The following is a 17,509-nucleotide window of genomic DNA, read 5'->3' as shown; positions in this document are numbered from 1 at the left end:
GCCGCACGTGAGCGGTACATTCCGACCTCCTGACACGCCGGGGTACCGTCTCGGCAGCCGTGCCGGTGGTCCGGCCGCCGGGGGCCGCCTCGCCTTCGATTGTGACATCGGCGGAGGAGACCGACGCGTCGGAGCGCGGCCCGCGGCGGCGGGCCCTCGGGGCCAGGCCCTGTCCGGCGGCTCCAGTCCGGCTAGGCCTCGCGTCGCTGCCGACGTGCCGCCATCACGGCGTAGACGAGCACCCCGGCGAACAGGAACAGCACGCCCTGGTACACCGCCGCGTAGCCGGCACCGGCCATCAGCCAGAGGGAGAAGGCGGCCGCCAGCGCAGTGATCACCGAGTCCCGCACCAGCCGGGCGCGGTCCACCGACTCGCCTCGGCCGGAGACCAGGTGGAAGAGCTGCGCGGCCGTCGCCAGCAGGTACGGCACGGTAGCGGTGAACGTGGTGACGAGGACCAGGACCTCGAAGACCTTCCCCGAGCCCGACAGGTAGTTGTAGGCGGTCAGGAGCGAGGAGAGGACCACGGTGACGGCGACGCCGACCGTTGGCACACCCCGGCGCCGGCGCCCGAAGGCGGCCGGGAACAGGCCGTCCTTGGCCGCCGCGTACGGGGTCTGGGCGCTCAGCAGCGTCCAGCCGTTGAGGCATCCGGTCATCGACACCAGCGCCGCCAGCGCCACCGCCGTACCGCCCCAACCGCCGCCGAACATCGTGTTCACGGCGTCGGAGAAGGGGGCGGTGGAGGTCACCAGCCGGTCGTGCGCGACCGTTCCGAAGACGGACAGCGTGCCCAGCAGATACACCAGCGCGGCGCCCGCGGTGCCGATGACCGTGGCGCGCCCCACGTTGCGGCGGGCGTTCCTGACCTCGCCGGCGCTCACGGCCGCGGACTCCACCCCGAGGTAGGAGAAGAGCAGCAGCGCGGCGGAGGCGGAGACCGCGCCGACGGCGCTGTGACCGCTGGCGTTGAACGGCCCGAGCCGGGACGGATCGAAGAAGAACAGCCCGCCGACGGCCACGAGCAGCAGCGGTACGAACTTCAGCACCGTCGCCACCAGTTGGACGGCTCCCACGTACCGGGTACCGGCGAAGTTGGCGAGCGCGGGCAGCCACTGCAGGGCAAGGGCGGCCAGGCACGCGGTCCACTTGTGGTCGTTGACCGGGATCAGCACGTCCAGATAGCCGACGGCGGCGACGGCGAGCGCCGCGTTCGACACCCAGGTGGTGATCCAGTACGCCCATGCGGCGAGGAACCCGGCGAAGTCGCCGAAGGCCTCGCGGGCGTAGACGTACGGGCCGCCGGTACGGGGGTCGCGCGCGGCGAGTCGGCCGAAGACCAGGGCGAGCATGATGGCGCCGACGGTCAGGACGGCGAAGGCGACCAGGCTGACCGTGCCGTAAGGGGCGATGGAGGCGGGCAGCAGGAAGATGCCGCCACCGATGATGTTGCCCATGACCAGCGCGGTCGCGACCGGCAGCCCGAAGCGCCGGGCGTGCTTGCTGCCGGAGCTCTGGGCGTCCTCGCCGCTCGTGGTGTCCCGAAGGTCTCCGCCGGGAGCCGTGAGGTCCTCGGAGGGGGCCGGAGCCGGCTGCGGTGCGGTTCCGGTGACGTGCATGGGGGTGCCTCTCATCGAACAGACGTCCCGGGATCGCCGGGACGCAGTCATGCTCCGGGAAGCCCCCGCCCGCCACAAAATCGCCGGTTCTTGTGTCGTCCAGCCCGGCTGATCGTGAAAAAAATGCACCAAAGTGGGGTCTGTGCCGCAAGGTGTTCGGCGCTAGTCGTGTGCCGTTCCCTCTGCCCACAGGCTCCGTACATGGCCCAGATGCCGCGTCATGATGGCGTGTACGGCCTTCTCGTCCCGTTCCAGGAGGGCGTCGAGGAGTTGCAGGTGTTCCTCGGCCGAGGCGAGCAGGCGGCCGGCCTGGACCAGGGCCGTCAGGCCGTAGAGGCGGGAGCGGCCGCGCAGGTCGGCCACCACCTCGACCAGATGGGCGTTGCCCGCCAGGGCGAGCAGGCCGAGGTGGAAGCGGGTGTCGGCCTCGACGTAGGCGATCAGGTCGCCCGCGGCCGCCGCGCCGACGATCTCGCGGGCCGCCGGGCGCAGCGCCTCCAGCGAGACGCGGTCGGCGGTACGGGCCAGCGCGGCCACCGTGGGGATCTCGATGAGCGCGCGGATGTGCGTGTACTCGTCCAACTGCTTGTCGGAGACCGCGGTGACCCGGAAGCCCTTGTTCGGCACGGTGGCGACCAGACCCTCCTTGACGAGGTCCAGCATCGCCTCCCGCACCGGCGTCGCCGAGACGCCGAAGCGGGCGGCGAGCGAGGGCGCCGAGTAGACCTCGCCCGGCCGCAGCTCGCCCGCGATCAGCGCGGCGCGCAGCGCGTCCGCGACCCGCTCGCGATAGCTGCTGCGCCGCCCGCCCAGCCGGGGGAGTGCCGGCAGGTCCGCGTCCGGCCTGTTCTGTCCCTGTGCCATGTCACGCATCACCGGGCGGAGTCTAGAGGAGGTCGGGGGAGGCTAGAGGACGAATCCCTCCGGAAAGGGGTCGGTGGGGTCGAGGAGGTACTGGGCGGTGCCGGTGATCCAGGCGCGGCCGGTGAAACTGGGCAGGACCGCCGGGACGCCCGCGACCTCCGTCGTACCGAGCAGGCGTCCGGTGAACCGGGTCCCGATGAAGGACTCGTTCACGAACTCGGTGTGCAACGGGAGTTCGCCCCGCGCGTGCAGTTGCGCCATACGCGCGCTCGTGCCCGTGCCGCACGGGGAGCGGTCGAACCAGCCCGGGTGGATGGCCATGGCATGCCGCGAGTGGCGTGCGGTGGCGCCGGGCGCGTAGAGGTGGACGTGGTGGCAGCCGTGGATGGACGGGTCCTCGGGGTGCACCGGCTCCGCCTCGGAGTTGATCGCCTCCATCAGGGACAGGCCGGCCGCGAGGATGTCGTCCTTGCGGGCGCGGTCGAAGGGCAGTCCGAAGGCGTCGAGCGGCAGGATCGCGTAGAAGTTGCCGCCGTAGGCGAGGTCGTAGGTGACCGTGCGGCCGTCGGACAGGGCGATCCTGCGGTCCAGGGCGACGGTGAACGACGGCACGTTCCTCAGGGTCACGTGCCGCGCGGCCCCGTTCTCCACCGCCACCTCGGCCACCACCAGCCCCGCCGGGGTGTCGAGCCGGATCGTGGTCACCGGCTCCACGACCTCCACCATGCCGGTCTCCACCAGCACGGTGGCGACCCCGATGGTGCCGTGCCCGCACATCGGCAGATAGCCGGAGACCTCGATGTAGAGGACGCCCCAGTCGCAGTCGGGGCGGCTCGGCGGCTGGAGGATCGCACCGCTCATCGCGGCGTGGCCGCGCGGCTCGTTCATCAGCAACTGCTTGACGGAGTCGCGGTGTTCACGGAAGTACAGCCGCCGCTCGTTCATCGTCGCACCCGGTACGGTGCCGATCCCACCGGTGATCACCCGGGTCGGCATACCCTCGGTGTGCGAGTCGACGGCGTGCAGCACGAGCTTGCTGCGCATGCTTCTCCAGTCTCCAGTCTCCTGGTCGGATTTCGTTGTCGGATCTCCTGGTCGGACTTCTCGGACGAGCCCGCGGCCACGGACTCTCTCGGACGAGCCCGCGGCCATGGACCTTCTCAGGCAAGCCCCGCGGCCACGGCTTTCTCGGTCGCCGCGCGGACCGCGGCCTCCTGCTCCGGCGGCAACGGCACGCGCGGCGGGCGCACCGGACCGCCGTACCGGCCGACGATGTCCATGGACAGCTTGATGGCCTGCACGAACTCCACCTTCGAGTCCCAGCGCAGCAGTGGGTGCAGCTGCCGGTACAGGGGAAGCGCGGTGGCGAGGTCGCCGGTCACCGCGGCACGGTACAGCTCCACCGAGGCCCGCGGCAGCGCGTTCGGGTAACCGGCCACCCAGCCCTTGGCGCCCGCCACCGCCAGCTCCAGCAGGACGTCGTCGGCACCGGCCAACAGGTCGAGTTCCGGGGCGAGTTCGGCGATGCGGTAGGCGCGGCGGACATCGCCGGAGAACTCCTTGACACCGTGGATGTGGCCCTCGCCGTGCAGCCGGGCGAGGAGTTCGGGCACCAGGTCGACCTTGGTGTCGATCGGATTGTTGTACGCCACCACCGGCAGCCCCGCGCGGGCGACCTCGGCGTAGTGGGCGAGGACGGCTCGCTCGTCGGCGCGGTACGCGTTGGGCGGCAGCAGCATCACCGACCCGCAGCCGGCCTCGCCCGCCTGCTCGGCCCAGCGCCCCGCCTCCGCCGAGCCGTACGCGGCGACACCCGGCATCACCCGCTCCCCGCCGATCGCCGCGACGGCCGTCTCCACCACCCGGGCCCGCTCCTCGGGCGTGAGCACCTGGTACTCGCCGAGCGAGCCGTTGGGTACGACGCCGTCGCAGCCGTTGGCCACCAGCCAGGAGCAGTGCTCCGCATAGCGGTCGTAGTCGATCGAGAGGTCGTCGCGCAGCGGGAGCGCGGTCGCGACGAGGACGCCGTGCCACGGGCGGTTCTGCGGGTGGGTCATCTGTGGTCCCCAATCGGATGACGTGTGACATGGTACTGAGAGTGTGAGTGCTGACTGGTCGAGTACTGGCTGAGTGAAGTGGCTCGGGTGGATCCTCTCGGTCCGGGGCTCAGTCGTCCGGCAGCCCGGCCAGGACGCCGAGCGGTACCGGCCGGGCGAACGGGCGACGTCCCGCAGTGAGCGGGCAGCCGGTCAGGCCGGCCACCGCCGGTGCGCACATCCGGCCCTGGCACCAGCCCATCCCGGCCCGCGTGAGCAGCTTCACGGTGCGCAGATCGCCCGCGCCCAGCGAGCCGGCGGCGGTGCGGACCGCGCCGGCCGTGACCTCCTCGCACCGGCACACCACCGTGTCGTCCGTGAGCCGGTCCGCCCAGCCCGCGGGCGGCGCGTACACCGCGTCGAGCGCCGCGAAGAACGCCCGCAGCCGGGTCCTGGTCCGGGCGGCCGCCGCCCAGGAGCGCGGGTCGGGGGCCGTGCCGTACAGGCGGGCGGCGATCGAGCGGCCCGCGATGTGCCCCTCGGCGAGCGCGAGGGCCGCGCCGCCGATGCCGGTGGTCTCGCCGGCCGCCCAGACCCCGGGCACGTCGGTGCGCTGCTCGTCGTCGACCCGTACGGCCGTGCCGTCCGTCCCGGACAGCGTGCAGCCGAGCGTCTCGGCGAGGTCGGTGTGCGGCAGCATGCCGTGTCCTACGGCGAGGGTGTCACAGGGGATGCGGCGTGCGCTGCCGGGTCTGATCCGGCGGTCCTTCCCCAGGGCGGCGACGGTGACCGCCGTCAGCCGGTCGGTGCCGTGCGCCTCGACGACGATGTGCCGGGCCAGTGTGCGGACTCCGCGGCGCAGCAACTGCCCCGCGTACCAGGCGCCTTCGGCGAGCTTGCCGGGCTCTGCGGCGAGGGTGTGGGTGCGACGCAGCAGGGCCCTCGGGTCCGCGGACTCGACCAGCGCGGCCACGCGCGCCCCGGCCGCGGCGAGCCCCGTGGCCACCGGCAGCAGCAGGGGCCCGGTGCCGGCGACCACGACCGTACGGCCGGGCAGCACCAGGCCGCCCTTGAGCATGGCCTGCGCGCCGCCCGCCGTGACGACACCGGGGAGCGTCCAGCCCGGGAAGGGCAGCACGCGCTCGTAGCCACCGGGGGCGAGCAGCACGGCGTCGGCGCGGACGGCGACCCCCTCCTCCTGCGCGGGGCCGCACAGGGCGTACACCGTGAACGACTGGGATGAATGCTGGTCGCGGTTGGATGGCGGCTTGTCATGGGCCGACTCCCGGTCCACGCACCAGACATGATGATCCGTCAGATGAGTGATTCGTCCGGCGGTGATGTGCCGGTCGACGCCGTCCCGCAGGCGTTCCCAGATGCGCCACTGGTGGTGCAGGGCCTCGGGGCGGCGGGCGCCGAGGGCCCGGGCGGGCTGCCGGTAGAACTGGCCGCCCGCCTGCTCGGCCGCGTCGACGAGGGTGACCCGTACGCCCCGGTCGGCCGCCGCCAGCGCCGCGGCGAGACCCGCCGGGCCCGCCCCGACGACGGCGAGGTGTGCTCGCTCAGTCATCGTCCCGTCCCGTTCCCTCCTGAGTACGGATCTCGTCGCCCGGACGGACCGGCACCAGGCAAGCTCGTTGGTTCGTCCGGTCGTTGACGGTCACCAGGCAGTCGAAGCACACCCCGATCCCGCAGAAGACCCCACGGGGACGGCCGGTGCCGCGGGTGGTGCGCCAGGCCGGTACGCCCGCCGCCCACAGCGCCGCCGCGACCGTCTGTCCGGGCAGGGCGGTGACGGGCCGGCCGTCGAAGGTGACGGTGAAGGCCTCGCCCGGCCGGGCCCGGGTCAACTCCAGGGGATTCACGGTGTGCTGCCTCCGTCGGCGTCGAATCCGTGGGTGTCGAATCTGTCGGTGTCGAACCGCTCCGGCCGGAACGGTGTGAGATCCAGGTCCGGTGTCTTCCCGGTGAGCGTCTGCGCGATCAACTGCCCGGTGCCGGTGGCCAGTCCGATGCCGGCACCCTCGTGCCCGCAGGCGTGGAACAGCCCCGGCGCGCGCGGATCCGGGCCGATCGCCGGGAGGTGGTCGGGCAGATACGGCCGGAATCCTGCGTATGTCCGCAGCGCTCGCACCCGCTCCAGGAACGGGAACAGCCCGATCGCCCCGGCCGCGAGCGCCCGTACCGCCGGCAGCGAGAGCGAGCGGTCGAAGCCGACGCGCTCCCGGCTCGCGCCGATCAGCACCGGTCCGGCGGCCGTGCCCTCCACCACCGGAGAGGTGCGCAGGGCGGCCGAGTCGCTCGCGACGTCGGCCACATAGTCCGCGGCGTACACCTTGTGCCGGACCATCCGCGGCAGCGGCTCGGTGACCAGCACGAAGCCGCGCCGCGGGAGCACCGGCAACCGGACGTCCGCGAGGGCCGCGAGGTCGCCGCCCCAGGGGCCGGCCGCGTTCACCACCGCCGGTGCGTGCACGTCGCCCCGGTCGGTGCGGACACCGGTCACCGCGCCGTCCGCCGTGCGCAGTACGCCGGTCACGGTCCAGCCGGTGTGCAGGCGGGCGCCGGAGGCGCGGAGCAGGTGGGCTGCGGCGAGGGCGGGCATGACCTGGGCGTCCTGCGGATAGTGCACTCCGCCCGTCATGCCGGTGGCCAAGTGCGGCTCCAAGGAGGGAAGTTGGTCCGCCGTCACCGGTTCGGCCTCGACACCGGCCGTCCGCTGGCCGTCGGCGAAGGCGTGCAGCGCGATGAGGGTCTCGGGGGTGGCGGCGACCACCAGGCCGCCCTTGGGTTCGTACTCGACGGCCGTACCCAGTTCGTCGCCCAGGCGCGACCACAGGCGGGCCGACAGCAGGGCGAGGTCCAGTTCGGGGCCCGGTTCCTTGTCGGAGACGAGCAGGTTGCCCTCGCCGGCGCCAGTGGTGCCGCCGGCGACCGGGCCGCGGTCCACCACACGCACGTCGAGGCCGGCGCGGGTGGCGTACAGCGCGCAGGCCGCCCCGACCATGCCGGCTCCGACTACCACGACATCGCAGGTCAGTCGCTTTGCCACGGCAGTACTATGTCACATGGCGCTCATTCTGGGGAGACCTCGGATGGCTCGGTTCAGCGCCGTTTGCGCGCAGCTTCATTGTTGCGCGCAGCTTCATTGCCGACCGCGGCTCCGTCGTGGCTTGTCGCGCAGTTCCCCGCGCGCCTTGGGTCGGCTGCGTCCCCCGGAGTCCTCAGCGTGGACGCCCTCTTGACGTCGCAAGAAGCCCCGTCGACACTCCAGAGTGGGAATCCTAGTGAACAGGTAGGGAATCATGCCGCGCCTCGCAACGGTCACGGGCCGCACCGGCCGTACGCCGTTCCGCGTGCCCCTGCTCACCTCCCGCCGGCACATCGATCTGCTGCGTGTCTGCAGCGCGATCAGCCTTCACCGCTGAGCCGGGCCTCTCGCGCCCGCCGTCCGATGCCGCGCGTCGGCGCGCACCTCCGCACGCCCACCACCCGGGGAGACGCATGTCCATCACTTCGCTCGCCGCCGTTCCGTCCGTCCACCGCGCCGCCCCCGTCTTCCGGGGCCGGATCGGCCGGGACGCGCGCAGCGGCCACTACGCCGTGCCGCACCGCTACCGGCTCCATCTGTCGACCGCCTGTCCCGACGGGCTGCGTCTCGCCGTCGGACACAGCCTCCTCGGCCTGGACGCGGGCTGTCCGGTCACGTTCCTGCCCGCCGTCCCGGACTGTCCCGGTGGGGGGCACTCCGCGCTGCGCCCGCTCTACGAGGCGAGCGCCCACCACTACACCGGCCCGGCCCTCGCGCCGGTGCTCAGCGACGACTGGTCCGGCCGGATCGTCAGCACCCACGCCCCCGACATCCTGCGCGACCTCGACCGGTTCCCGCGCGAGGGCCGGGCCTCGCTGTACCCGTGCGGCCTGGAGTCCGTGCTCGAGGCCGTCGAGCGGATGTGCGCCGCAGGGATCGAGGAGGCCGCGCAGCGCGCCGGACGGGCCGACGCCGCCCCGGCCGAGCGGGCCGCCGCCCTCGACGTGCTCCTCGACACCCTGGGCCGGCTGGAGAACCGGCTTGCCGGAGAGGAGTACCTGGCCGACGACCGGCTCACCGCCGCCGACATCGAACTGTGGGTGACCCTGGTGCAGTTGGACACCGTCCACCGCTGCCACCTCGACGCCTCCGCCGTGCACCGCATCGCCGGCCACCGCGCCCTGTGGGCCTACGCCCGCCGGCTGGCCGCCCACCCCGCCTTCGGCCGCCATCTCGACCTCGACGGCATCTCCCGCCGCCACCACGGCCGTTGCCAGGGGCTGGAGGCCGCCGGAGCCGCCGTCCAGATCCTGGACTGGGCGGGCCTCGCCGCGGAAGCCGAGGACGCTTCCCGCAGGTGAGGGCGGGCGCGAGACGTCCAGTACGCGGACGGCCGTTGACATCCGAACCGACAACTGCCTTTACTTGCCGTTCAGAACGGTCATGAGCGTCAGCGCCAAGCCCTGGCTCGCTGACCGGCAACCCTCGCATCGCGGTGGGGTGCCCCAGGTGACGACCGGACCGGAATGACGTTTTCGGTAAGCGCGAGGGCCCGCGGGGGCCGGAACAGTGACAGGTGACGCCATGTACGCAGCTCCCAGGGCGGCCGCGAGCCGCCCGCTCGGCTGCGCACGGCCGTACGCCGGGTTCCTCGTCGCCGACCGCGCCGTCGATCTGCTCCGCGTCAGCAGCGCACTGTGTACCGCGCCGGGCCGTGCCCGCCGCCGGGCCTGACGCCTGCTTCCGGCCCGTCTCCTTCCAGCCCGTCTCCCTCCGGCTGGTCCCTTTCCAGGCCGTCACTTTCCCGGCCGTCTCCTTCCAGGCCGTCCCGTTCGAGCCTCGCGCTCCTGAGGCACACCGCCCCCGCGGTGTGCCGTCGCCCGCCCAGTCCCCGGTTCCCGCGCGCTGCCGTGCGCCGCCTCGTGCCGTAGTGCCGTCGCGACCCGTACGCGTCCGCCGCGCGTCCCGGGGCGTCCGACTCCGCCGGAGCCCGTCATGAGTGAACCCCCAGGCGCCGCCGTCTCGCTCGCCGAGGCACCACCTGCCGACGCCCCCTCACCATCCGTATCCGCACAGCGGGTTCAGCCGCTGCGCCGCCCCGGCCGGTGGATCGCCACCGCCGTCGTCCTCGTGCTCGTCGTGCAGATCCTGCACGGACTGGCCACGAACCCGTTCTACCAGTGGGACCGCTTCCGCTACTGGTTCCTGCGTCCCACCGTCCTCGACGGGCTTCTCGTCACCCTCGAAGTCACCGCGCTCAGCGCCGTGCTGGGCCTTTTCGGCGGCATCCTGCTGGCCCTCGGCCGGCAGTCGGGCAGCCCGGTCCTGCGCGCCGTGAGCTGGACCTACACGTGGCTGTTCCGCTCGGTGCCGCTGATCGTCGTCCTGATCTTCCTCTACAACTTCTCGGCCCTGTACAAGACGCTGAGCCTCGGCATCCCCTTCGGGCCCGCCTTCGTCACCTTCGACGAGTCGCGCCTCGCCACCGACATGACGGTCGCCGTGGTCGGGCTCAGCCTCAACGAGGCGGCGTACGCGGCGGAGGTCGTACGCGGCGGCGTCCTCTCCGTCGACCAGGGCCAGCACGAGGCGGCCGCCGCCCTCGGCCTGCCCAGGCACTACCAGTTCAGCCGGATCGTCCTCCCGCAGGCCCTGAGGTCCATCACCCCGAACTACGTCAACCAGCTCATCGGCCTGATCAAGAGCACCTCGCTGGTGTTCTACGTCTCGCTGCTCGACCTGTTCGGCTCCGTGCAGACCATGGGCAGCACGTACCCCGGCGACATCGTGCCGCTGCTGCTGGTCGCCACCGTCTGGTACCCGATCCTCACCAGCGCCGTGTCCGTCGTCCAGTACTACGTCGAGCGGTACTTCGCGCGGGGCGCCACCCGCACCCTGCCGCCGACTCCGCTGCAGAAGGCACGCGCGGGCCTCGCCGAGTTCCGGGCCCGGCTGCGCAGGGAGGCCGCAGTATGACCACCACCGACACACCGGCGCCGGTCCCGGCCGCGCTGGAGATCCGCGACGTCCACAAGTGGTACGGCGCCCAGCGCGTACTCGACGGCATCGACCTGACCGTGCGCCCCGGCGAGGTCACCGTCGTCATCGGCCCCTCCGGCTCCGGCAAGTCCACCCTGTTGCGGGTCGTCAACCACCTGGAGAAGCCCGAGATCGGCCAGGTCAGTGTCGGCGGCGAGCTGATCGGCGTCACGCGTGGCAGAGGCGGCCGGCTGAAGGAGCTGAGCGAGCGCGCCCTCCTCGCCCAGCGCAGCCGGATCGGCTTCGTCTTCCAGAACTTCAACCTCTTCCCGCATCTGACCGTCCTCGACAACGTCGCCGCCGCGCCCGTCGCCACCGGGAAGCTGACCAAGCCCGAGGCGCTGGAGCTGGCCCGCGAACTGCTCACCCGGGTCGGCCTCGGCGACCGCACCGGCGCCTATCCGCGCCAGTTGTCCGGCGGGCAGCAGCAGCGGGTGGCCATCGCCCGCGCCCTCGCGCTGCGCCCCGGCATCATCCTCTTCGACGAGCCCACCTCCGCGCTCGACCCCGAACTGGTCGGCGAGGTGCTCGCCGTCATCAAGGACCTCGCCACCAGCGGCACCACCCTGGTCATCGTCACCCACGAGATCGGCTTCGCCCGCGAGGTCGCCGACCGGATCGTCTTCCTCGACGCCGGCCGGATCGTCGAACAGGGCCCGCCCCAGGAGGTCCTGGACCGGCCCGGGCACCAGCGCACCCGGGACTTCCTGGCCAAGGTCCTCTGACCTCCCTCCCCGGCCACCATCACCCTTCCGAACGACCCCGAACGACCCCGAACGATTCCGAACGACAAGGACAGCCATGCGCAGCCACCTCTCCCGACGCAGCCTGATACGCGGCATCACCGCGGCGACCGCCGTCGCCACCCTGGCCACCGGGCTCGCCGCCTGCGGTGGCGACAGCGACGCCGCCACCACCGACAGCGCCAGGTCCGGCGAGGTCGTCGTCGGACAGGTCGCCAACGGCGCGGCCCAGCAGACCACCGTCAAGGTGTCCGAGGTGAAGTCCATCAGCGCCGAACTGCCCGCCGCCCTCCGCAAGAGCGGCAAGCTCGTCATCGGCGAGGGCGCGCTGCCGGCCGGGTTCCCGCCGCTGGCGTACGTGGGCAACGACCAGAAGACCCTCACCGGTTCCGAACCCGACCTCGGACGTCTGGTCGCCGCCGTCTTCGGCCTCAAGTCCGAGCTGAGGAACTTCACCTGGGAGAACCTCTTCGTCGGCATCGACAGCGGCAAGGTCGACGTCGCCTTCTCCAACGTCACCGACACCGAGGAGCGCAAGAAGAAGTACGAGTTCGCCTCCTACCGTCAGGACAACCTCGCCTTCGAGGTGCCGAGGAAGAGCACCTGGAACTTCGACGGAAACTACGAGAACCTCGCGGGCAGGACCGTCTCCGTGAGCTCCGGCACCAACCAGGAGAAGATCCTCCTGGAGTGGAAGGCCAAGCTGGCCAAGGAGGGCAAGGCGGTCACCGTCAAGTACTTCCCGGACCACAACAGCACCTATCTGGCCCTGGCCAGCGGCAAGATCGACGTCTACTTCGGCCCCAACCCCGGCATCGCGTACCACATCACCCAGGTCGCGAACACGCCCGACGCTACCCGCAACGCGGGCAAGATCTCCGGTGCGGGCACGACCCTGCAGGGACTGATCGCGGCGACCGCGAAGAAGGACAGCGGTCTCGCCAAGCCGCTCGCCGACGCCCTCAACTACCTGATCAGGCACGGTCAGTACGCCCAGCTGCTGAAGGCCTACAACCTCTCCAACGAGGCCGTCGCCCGGTCCGAGGTCAACCCGCCCGGCCTGCCCCTGGACAACTCCTGACCCACCGCCCGCCCGCCCGAACCGAATCGAGAGAGGCTCCGCCGCCGTGTCCCTCCAGACCGACCTCCGCGGAGACGGAGCCACCCCCGCCACCCATGTGCTCGACAACGCCGTCTGGGCCGCACTGACCGGACCGCACGCCCACTTGGCCGAACGCCTCGGCCGCGCCGCGCGATACGAGAACGGCGTCTACGCCTTGGCCGCGCTCGCCGACCCGGCGGACCCTTCCGCCTGGCAGGACCTGCGCACTCTCGTCGGGCCCGGAACCACCGTAAGGATCAAGCCCGTCGACCGGGTGCCCGACGACTGGCGGCTCGAAGGCAGCGGAGAGGGCGTCCAGTTGGTCGATGTCGCGCTGCGCGCCGAACCGGCCCCGGAAGCCGTACGGCTCGGGCGCGCCGACGTCCCCGAGATCCTGGACCTGGTCGCCCGCACCCGGCCGGGCCCGTTCCTGGAACGGACCGTCGAGATGGGCACCTATCTCGGCATCCGGCACCAGGGGCGGCTGATCGCCATGGCGGGGGAGCGGCTGCGGCTGCCCGGCTGGACCGAGATCAGCGCGGTCTGCACCGACTCCGGCCATCGGGGCCGGGGGCTGGCCACCCGGCTGGTGCGCGCCGTCGCGTGGGGCATCCGGGAGCGCGGGGACACCCCGTTCCTGCACGCCGCCGCCGACAACACGCGCGCGATCCGGCTCTACGAGTCGATCGGGTTCGTCCTGCGCCGCCGCAACCGGATCGCGCGGGTCCGCTGCGCGGGGACGAACGAGTCCGCTGGAACAGGCTCGTGCGCGGGGACGAACGAGTCCGCCGGAACAGGCGCGTGCGCGGGAACAACCCATGCCGGCCGTGCGTTGTGACTCAAGACGGGATCCGGTTGTGACGCAGGACGAGACCCGCCAGGCGGCCGAGACGGTCCGCCCCGGCAGACGGACGGAGGTGACGGTCGTGACACACGTAATCCCGCTGTGCGTCCCGCACCCCTACCGGTCCGCCCGTCTGTACTCCCGGCCGCACATAGATCTCCAGCGCGTGTCCGCCGCGCTCTGTCGCCGCTGACCTGTCTCCCGGGCTCAAGGGCCCAAGTCTCCTCCCACCGCGCTCGCCCTCGCCGACGCCTGCCCTCGCGAGCCGGTCCTGTCGTACGGACGGACATCAAGGAAGGCACCGCCGTGTCCTCAACTCCCGCTTCTCACCTGCACCTTGCCGTGGCCCTGGACGGCACCGGATGGCACCCCGCCTCCTGGCGCGAGCCGGTCGCCCGCCCCCGGGACCTGTTCACCGCCGGCTACTGGGCCGACCTGGTCGCCGAGGCCGAGCGCGGCCTCCTCGACCTCGTCACCCTGGAGGACGGTCTCGGCCCGCAGTCCTCGCACTTCCTCGACCCCGACGACCGCACCGACCGGATACGCGGCCGGCTCGACGCGGTCCTCGTCGCCTCCCGCGTGGCCCCCCTCACCCGGCACATAGGCCTGGTGCCGACCGTCGTGTCCACGCACACCGAGCCGTTCCACATCTCCAAGGCAATCGCCACCCTCGACTACGTCAGCACCGGCCGCGCCGGACTGCGCGTGCAGGTCAGCGGCCGGCCGAACGAGGCCGCCCACTTCGGCCGCCGTACCATCCGCCGTATCGAGGCCTACGACAGCCCGGCCGCGCAGGACGTGATCACCGAACTGTTCGACGAGGCCGCCGACTATGTGGAAGTGGTGCGCCGGCTCTGGGACAGCTGGGAGGACGACGCCGAGATCCGGGACACGGCGACGGGCCGCTTCGTCGACCGGGACAAGCTGCACTACATCGACTTCGAGGGCCGCCACTTCAGCGTCAAGGGCCCCTCGATCACGCCCCGGCCGCCGCAGGGCCAGCCGCTGGTCACGGCCCTCGCCCACCAGCCCGTCGGGTATCAGCTCGTGGCCCGCCAGGCCGACATCGGGTACGTCACCCCGCGCGACGCGGACCAGGCCCGCGCGCTCGTCGCCGAGATCCGCGCCGGGCAGCAGGCGGCCGGCCGGGCCGGGGACACCCTGCATGTCTTCGGCGACCTCGTCGTCTTCCTCGACGACAGCCGGGCGCAGGCGGAGGCCCGCCGCGACCGCCTGGACGCGCTCGCCGGTGAGCCGTACACCAGCGACGCCCGGATCTTCACCGGTACAGCCACTCAACTCGCCGATGTACTGGAGGAGTTGGCGACCGGTGGGCTGACCGGGTTCCGGCTGCGGCCCGCCGTCGCCGGTCACGACCTGCCCCGCATCAGCCGCGACCTGGTGCCCGAACTCCAGCGCCGAGGCCGCTTCCGGGATGCCTATGAGGCCGACACCCTGCGCGGCCTGCTCGGCCTCGCCCGCCCCGCCAACCGCTACGCCGCATCCGTCGCCTGAGCAGCAGCCGGAGAGGACGACCACACCCCATGAGCAAGCCGCTGAAGCAGATCCATCTGGCCGCCCACTTCCCCGGTGTCAACAACACCACCGTGTGGAGCGACCCGGCTGCCGGCAGCCACATCGAGTTCAGCTCCTTCGCACACTTCGCGCGGACCGCCGAACGCGCCAAGTTCGACTTCCTGTTCCTCGCCGAAGGGCTCAGGCTGCGCGAACAGGGCGGAAAAATCTACGACTTGGATGTCGTCGGCCGCCCCGACACCTTCACCGTGCTCGCCGCGCTGGCCGCCGTCACCGACCGGCTCGGTCTGACCGGCACCATCAACTCCACGTTCAACGAGCCGTACGAGGTGGCCCGCCAGTTCGCGAGCCTCGACCACCTCTCCGGCGGCCGCTCCGCGTGGAACGTCGTCACCTCCTGGGACGCTTTCACCGGCGAGAACTTCCGGCGCGGCGGCTTCCTGCCGCAGGAGGAGCGCTACTCCCGCGCCAAGGAGTTCCTCGCCACCGCGCACGAACTCTTCGACTCCTGGCGCGGCGACGAGATCCTCGCCGACCAGGCCACCGGCACCTTCCTGCGGGACGCCCAGGCCGGTGCCTTCGTCCATCGGGGGCAGCACTTCGACATCCACGGCCGGTTCAACGTCCCGCGCTCCCCGCAGGGCCGCCCGGTGATCTTCCAGGCGGGCGACTCCGACGAGGGCCGCGAGTTCGCCGCCTCCAGCGCGGACGCGATCTTCAGCCGGTACTCGACGCTGAAGGAGGGCCAGGCCTTCTACACGGACGTCAAGGACCGGCTCGCCCAGTACGGCCGCCGGCACGACCAGCTGCTCATCCTGCCCGCCGCGACGTTCGTCCTCGGCGACACCGACCAGGAGGCCGCCGAACTCGCCCGCTGGGTCCGCCGCCAGCAGGTCAGCGGCGCCACCGCCCTCAAGCACCTGGAATTCGTGTGGAACCGGGACCTGTCGGCGTACGACCCGGAGGGCCCGCTGCCCGACGTCGACCCCGTGGTGAGCGAGGACCACATCTCCCGGGGCCGCGCCCAGGTGCGCATGTACCGGGACCCGGTCGCCATCGCCCGGGAGTGGCGGCAGCTCGCCGAGGCCAACAAGTGGTCCATCCGCGATCTGGTCATCAACACCGGCAACCGGCAGACCTTCGTCGGCTCCCCGGCCACCGTCGCGCAGACCATCAACGACTTCGTGCAGGCGGACGCCTCCGACGGCTTCATCCTCGTCCCGCACATCACCCCGGGCGGCCTGGACCCGTTCGCCGACAAGGTGGTCCCGCTCCTGCAGGAACAGGGCGTCTTCCGCGCCGACTACCAGGGCACCACCCTCCGGGACCACCTGGGCCTCGCCCACCCCGACGCCGGCACCGGCACGGCCGACGCGCCGGAGCGAGCCGTGTCGTGAAGTTCCGCGCGATCACCCTGATCGCGCGGACCGGACCCAGGACCCGGTCACCGGCGTCCAGCGGCGCACCGACGGTGGGCGCACCGGTGCGGCCGCGGACGTCACCTCCCCCGTAGGTGACGTCCGCGGCCGTTCCCCCCGGTGCCGGACGGTGGCCGGTGTCGTCCGTGTGCTGTCACCAGCACATGACCGCTGTCTCCCCCGACCCCCAAGTCGAGTGGAGGCGGACGCGGACGACATAGCGCCGGCCCTTGACGAGCCGGACCCGCACGGCGGCGTTGTCCGGGCCGCTGCCGTCGTCGTGGCCCGCGAGGAAGCGCGGCACCCCGTCGCGCTCCTCGAAGACCACGAGCACGCTGTCGGCGTCGCCGAAGGTGCCCACGGTGTACTCGCGGGTCTCCGGCGGCTCGACGGTGAAGTCGGCCTGCTCGCCCGGCCCGAGACCGAGCGCCGCGGACCGGAACGGCACCAGCGCGGCCGGCCCCGCCGGGTCGGCGGGCGGATACCAGCGCAGCACGAACTCCTTGTCGGCCGGCGACGGCCCGCCGGCCGGAGCCAGCCCCCCGCGGTACTGCTCCGGCTCCAGCACCAGCCCCGGACCGAACGGGAACGTCATCACCGACTGCGGATCCCACACCGAGCCGCTCGCCTCGCCGGCGTCCAGCTCGCGCAGGACGTTCGTGTACGTTGTCTCCCGGCTCCAGAAGTTCGGCGGGCCCGCCAGCTCGGCGTACACGGCCTCGTCGTCCCAGTGCAGCCCGGCGTACGGGCTCTGGTGCTCGTGCACCATGCCGAGCGCGTGCCCGATCTGGTGCAGGACCGTGCCCCGCTCCCCGGGCCCCGTCACGTCCCAGCCCAGGTTCATGGTGCGCTCGCTCCGGCCGGCCGACAGCGCCTCCCGGCCCACCGCCGACCAGGAACCGCCGCCGGCCTGGAACCCGATCCGCAGCTCCGCCTCGCGCCGGTCGCCGACCTCGGCGAACGTGACACCGATGCCGAGCCCCTGCCATTCGCGCAGGCAGTCGCGGACCGCCTCCCGCTGTGCTTCGTCACCGGCCCACGGCACCCGGCGCAGTTCCCCGGTCCCGGGGACCGGGATCACGGAGGCATCGGAACCGCCGGCGTAGAAGTAGTAGTGCAGGACCGTGCCGTTGACCCACATCCGCCGCCCGGCGAGCAGCGCGCCCTGCCGTTCGGCGGTCAGCCCCGGTGCGAAGCACGGGGCCGGCTGCCGCGGGAGCGAGCAGTGGCGTCGGGTCATGCGGCCAGCCTGCCCACACGCCGCTGCCGGCGCCTGA

Annotated in this window: 18 protein-coding genes and 1 riboswitch; of the genes, 10 read left to right on the top strand and 8 right to left on the bottom strand. The window is 72.3% G+C overall.

Annotated features, from left to right (window positions below; genetic code table 11):
* Nucleotides 1-191: 191 nt before the first annotated feature.
* From AB5L52_RS06315 to AB5L52_RS06285, 7 genes are all read right to left on the bottom strand, one after another.
* On the bottom strand, nt 192-1,619 hold the full coding sequence (locus AB5L52_RS06315; protein ID WP_369362920.1) for an amino acid permease: 1,428 nt from the start codon (nt 1,617-1,619) through the stop codon (nt 192-194).
* Nucleotides 1,620-1,781: 162 nt separating this feature from the next.
* On the bottom strand, nt 1,782-2,483 hold the full coding sequence (locus tag AB5L52_RS06310; RefSeq protein WP_369362919.1) for a GntR family transcriptional regulator: 702 nt from the start codon (nt 2,481-2,483) through the stop codon (nt 1,782-1,784).
* Nucleotides 2,484-2,525: 42 nt separating this feature from the next.
* Nucleotides 2,526-3,527, bottom strand: a complete 1,002-nt coding sequence (locus AB5L52_RS06305; RefSeq protein WP_369362918.1) for a proline racemase family protein — start codon at nt 3,525-3,527, stop codon at nt 2,526-2,528.
* A 116-nt stretch (nt 3,528-3,643) separates the two neighbouring features.
* The gene (locus tag AB5L52_RS06300; protein WP_369362917.1) at nt 3,644-4,540 is read right to left on the bottom strand and encodes a dihydrodipicolinate synthase family protein; all 897 of its coding nucleotides are present in this window, start codon (nt 4,538-4,540) and stop codon (nt 3,644-3,646) included.
* Between the two features lie 109 nt (nt 4,541-4,649).
* Entirely contained in the window at nt 4,650-6,089 is a 1,440-nt protein-coding gene (locus AB5L52_RS06295; protein ID WP_369362916.1) for an FAD-dependent oxidoreductase, read from the bottom strand.
* Complete coding sequence (locus AB5L52_RS06290; RefSeq protein ID WP_369362915.1) at nt 6,082-6,384, bottom strand: (2Fe-2S)-binding protein; 303 nt, start codon at nt 6,382-6,384, stop codon at nt 6,082-6,084. The genes AB5L52_RS06295 and AB5L52_RS06290 overlap by 8 nt, the downstream gene beginning before the upstream one ends.
* Nucleotides 6,381-7,571: an NAD(P)/FAD-dependent oxidoreductase gene (locus AB5L52_RS06285; protein ID WP_369362914.1), complete on the bottom strand. Its 1,191-nt coding sequence runs from the start codon at nt 7,569-7,571 to the stop codon at nt 6,381-6,383. The genes AB5L52_RS06290 and AB5L52_RS06285 overlap by 4 nt, the downstream gene beginning before the upstream one ends.
* A gap of 253 nt (nt 7,572-7,824) precedes the next feature.
* On the opposite strand from AB5L52_RS06285, the gene AB5L52_RS06280 reads away from it, so the two are divergent.
* The 10 genes from AB5L52_RS06280 (at nt 7,825) to AB5L52_RS06235 (ending at nt 16,211) form a co-directional block, all read left to right on the top strand.
* Nucleotides 7,825-7,947: a putative leader peptide gene (locus tag AB5L52_RS06280; protein WP_369362913.1), complete on the top strand. Its 123-nt coding sequence runs from the start codon at nt 7,825-7,827 to the stop codon at nt 7,945-7,947.
* Nucleotides 7,948-8,023: 76 nt separating this feature from the next.
* On the top strand, nt 8,024-8,911 hold the full coding sequence (locus tag AB5L52_RS06275) for a glutathione S-transferase C-terminal domain-containing protein (protein WP_369362912.1): 888 nt from the start codon (nt 8,024-8,026) through the stop codon (nt 8,909-8,911).
* Nucleotides 8,912-8,989: 78 nt separating this feature from the next.
* Nucleotides 8,990-9,101: riboswitch (SAM riboswitch) on the top strand.
* Nucleotides 9,102-9,134: 33 nt separating this feature from the next.
* Nucleotides 9,135-9,284, top strand: coding sequence for a hypothetical protein (locus AB5L52_RS06270; protein WP_369362911.1), 150 nt, complete (start codon nt 9,135-9,137; stop codon nt 9,282-9,284).
* Nucleotides 9,285-9,545: 261 nt separating this feature from the next.
* Nucleotides 9,546-10,526 (top strand): amino acid ABC transporter permease, encoded by a 981-nt coding sequence (locus tag AB5L52_RS06265; RefSeq protein ID WP_369362910.1) that lies wholly within the window; start codon nt 9,546-9,548, stop codon nt 10,524-10,526.
* Complete coding sequence (locus AB5L52_RS06260; protein ID WP_369362909.1) at nt 10,523-11,314, top strand: amino acid ABC transporter ATP-binding protein; 792 nt, start codon at nt 10,523-10,525, stop codon at nt 11,312-11,314. The genes AB5L52_RS06265 and AB5L52_RS06260 overlap by 4 nt, the downstream gene beginning before the upstream one ends.
* Nucleotides 11,315-11,390: 76 nt before the next feature.
* Entirely contained in the window at nt 11,391-12,413 is a 1,023-nt protein-coding gene (locus AB5L52_RS06255; RefSeq protein WP_369362908.1) for an ABC transporter substrate-binding protein, read from the top strand.
* Between the two features lie 46 nt (nt 12,414-12,459).
* Nucleotides 12,460-13,272: a GNAT family N-acetyltransferase gene (locus AB5L52_RS06250; protein WP_369362907.1), complete on the top strand. Its 813-nt coding sequence runs from the start codon at nt 12,460-12,462 to the stop codon at nt 13,270-13,272.
* Complete coding sequence (locus tag AB5L52_RS06245) at nt 13,253-13,471, top strand: putative leader peptide (RefSeq protein ID WP_369362906.1); 219 nt, start codon at nt 13,253-13,255, stop codon at nt 13,469-13,471. The genes AB5L52_RS06250 and AB5L52_RS06245 overlap by 20 nt, the downstream gene beginning before the upstream one ends.
* 113 nt (nt 13,472-13,584) lie before the next feature.
* Entirely contained in the window at nt 13,585-14,793 is a 1,209-nt protein-coding gene (locus AB5L52_RS06240) for an LLM class flavin-dependent oxidoreductase (RefSeq protein ID WP_369362905.1), read from the top strand.
* A 29-nt stretch (nt 14,794-14,822) separates the two neighbouring features.
* Nucleotides 14,823-16,211: an NtaA/DmoA family FMN-dependent monooxygenase gene (locus AB5L52_RS06235; protein WP_369362904.1), complete on the top strand. Its 1,389-nt coding sequence runs from the start codon at nt 14,823-14,825 to the stop codon at nt 16,209-16,211.
* A gap of 175 nt (nt 16,212-16,386) precedes the next feature.
* On the opposite strand, the gene AB5L52_RS06230 is transcribed toward AB5L52_RS06235, so the two are convergent.
* Nucleotides 16,387-17,472 carry a M12 family metallopeptidase gene (locus tag AB5L52_RS06230; protein WP_369362903.1) on the bottom strand — a complete coding sequence of 362 codons (1,086 nt, stop codon included), beginning with the start codon at nt 17,470-17,472 and terminating at the stop codon, nt 16,387-16,389.
* Between the last annotated feature and the right edge of the window lie 37 nt (nt 17,473-17,509).

It is taken from the genome of Streptomyces sp. CG4 (assembly GCF_041080655.1).
Taxonomy (GTDB): domain Bacteria; phylum Actinomycetota; class Actinomycetes; order Streptomycetales; family Streptomycetaceae; genus Streptomyces.
The sequence above is the reverse complement of the archived record's forward strand: the minus strand, read 5'-3'. Positions and strand labels throughout refer to the sequence as shown.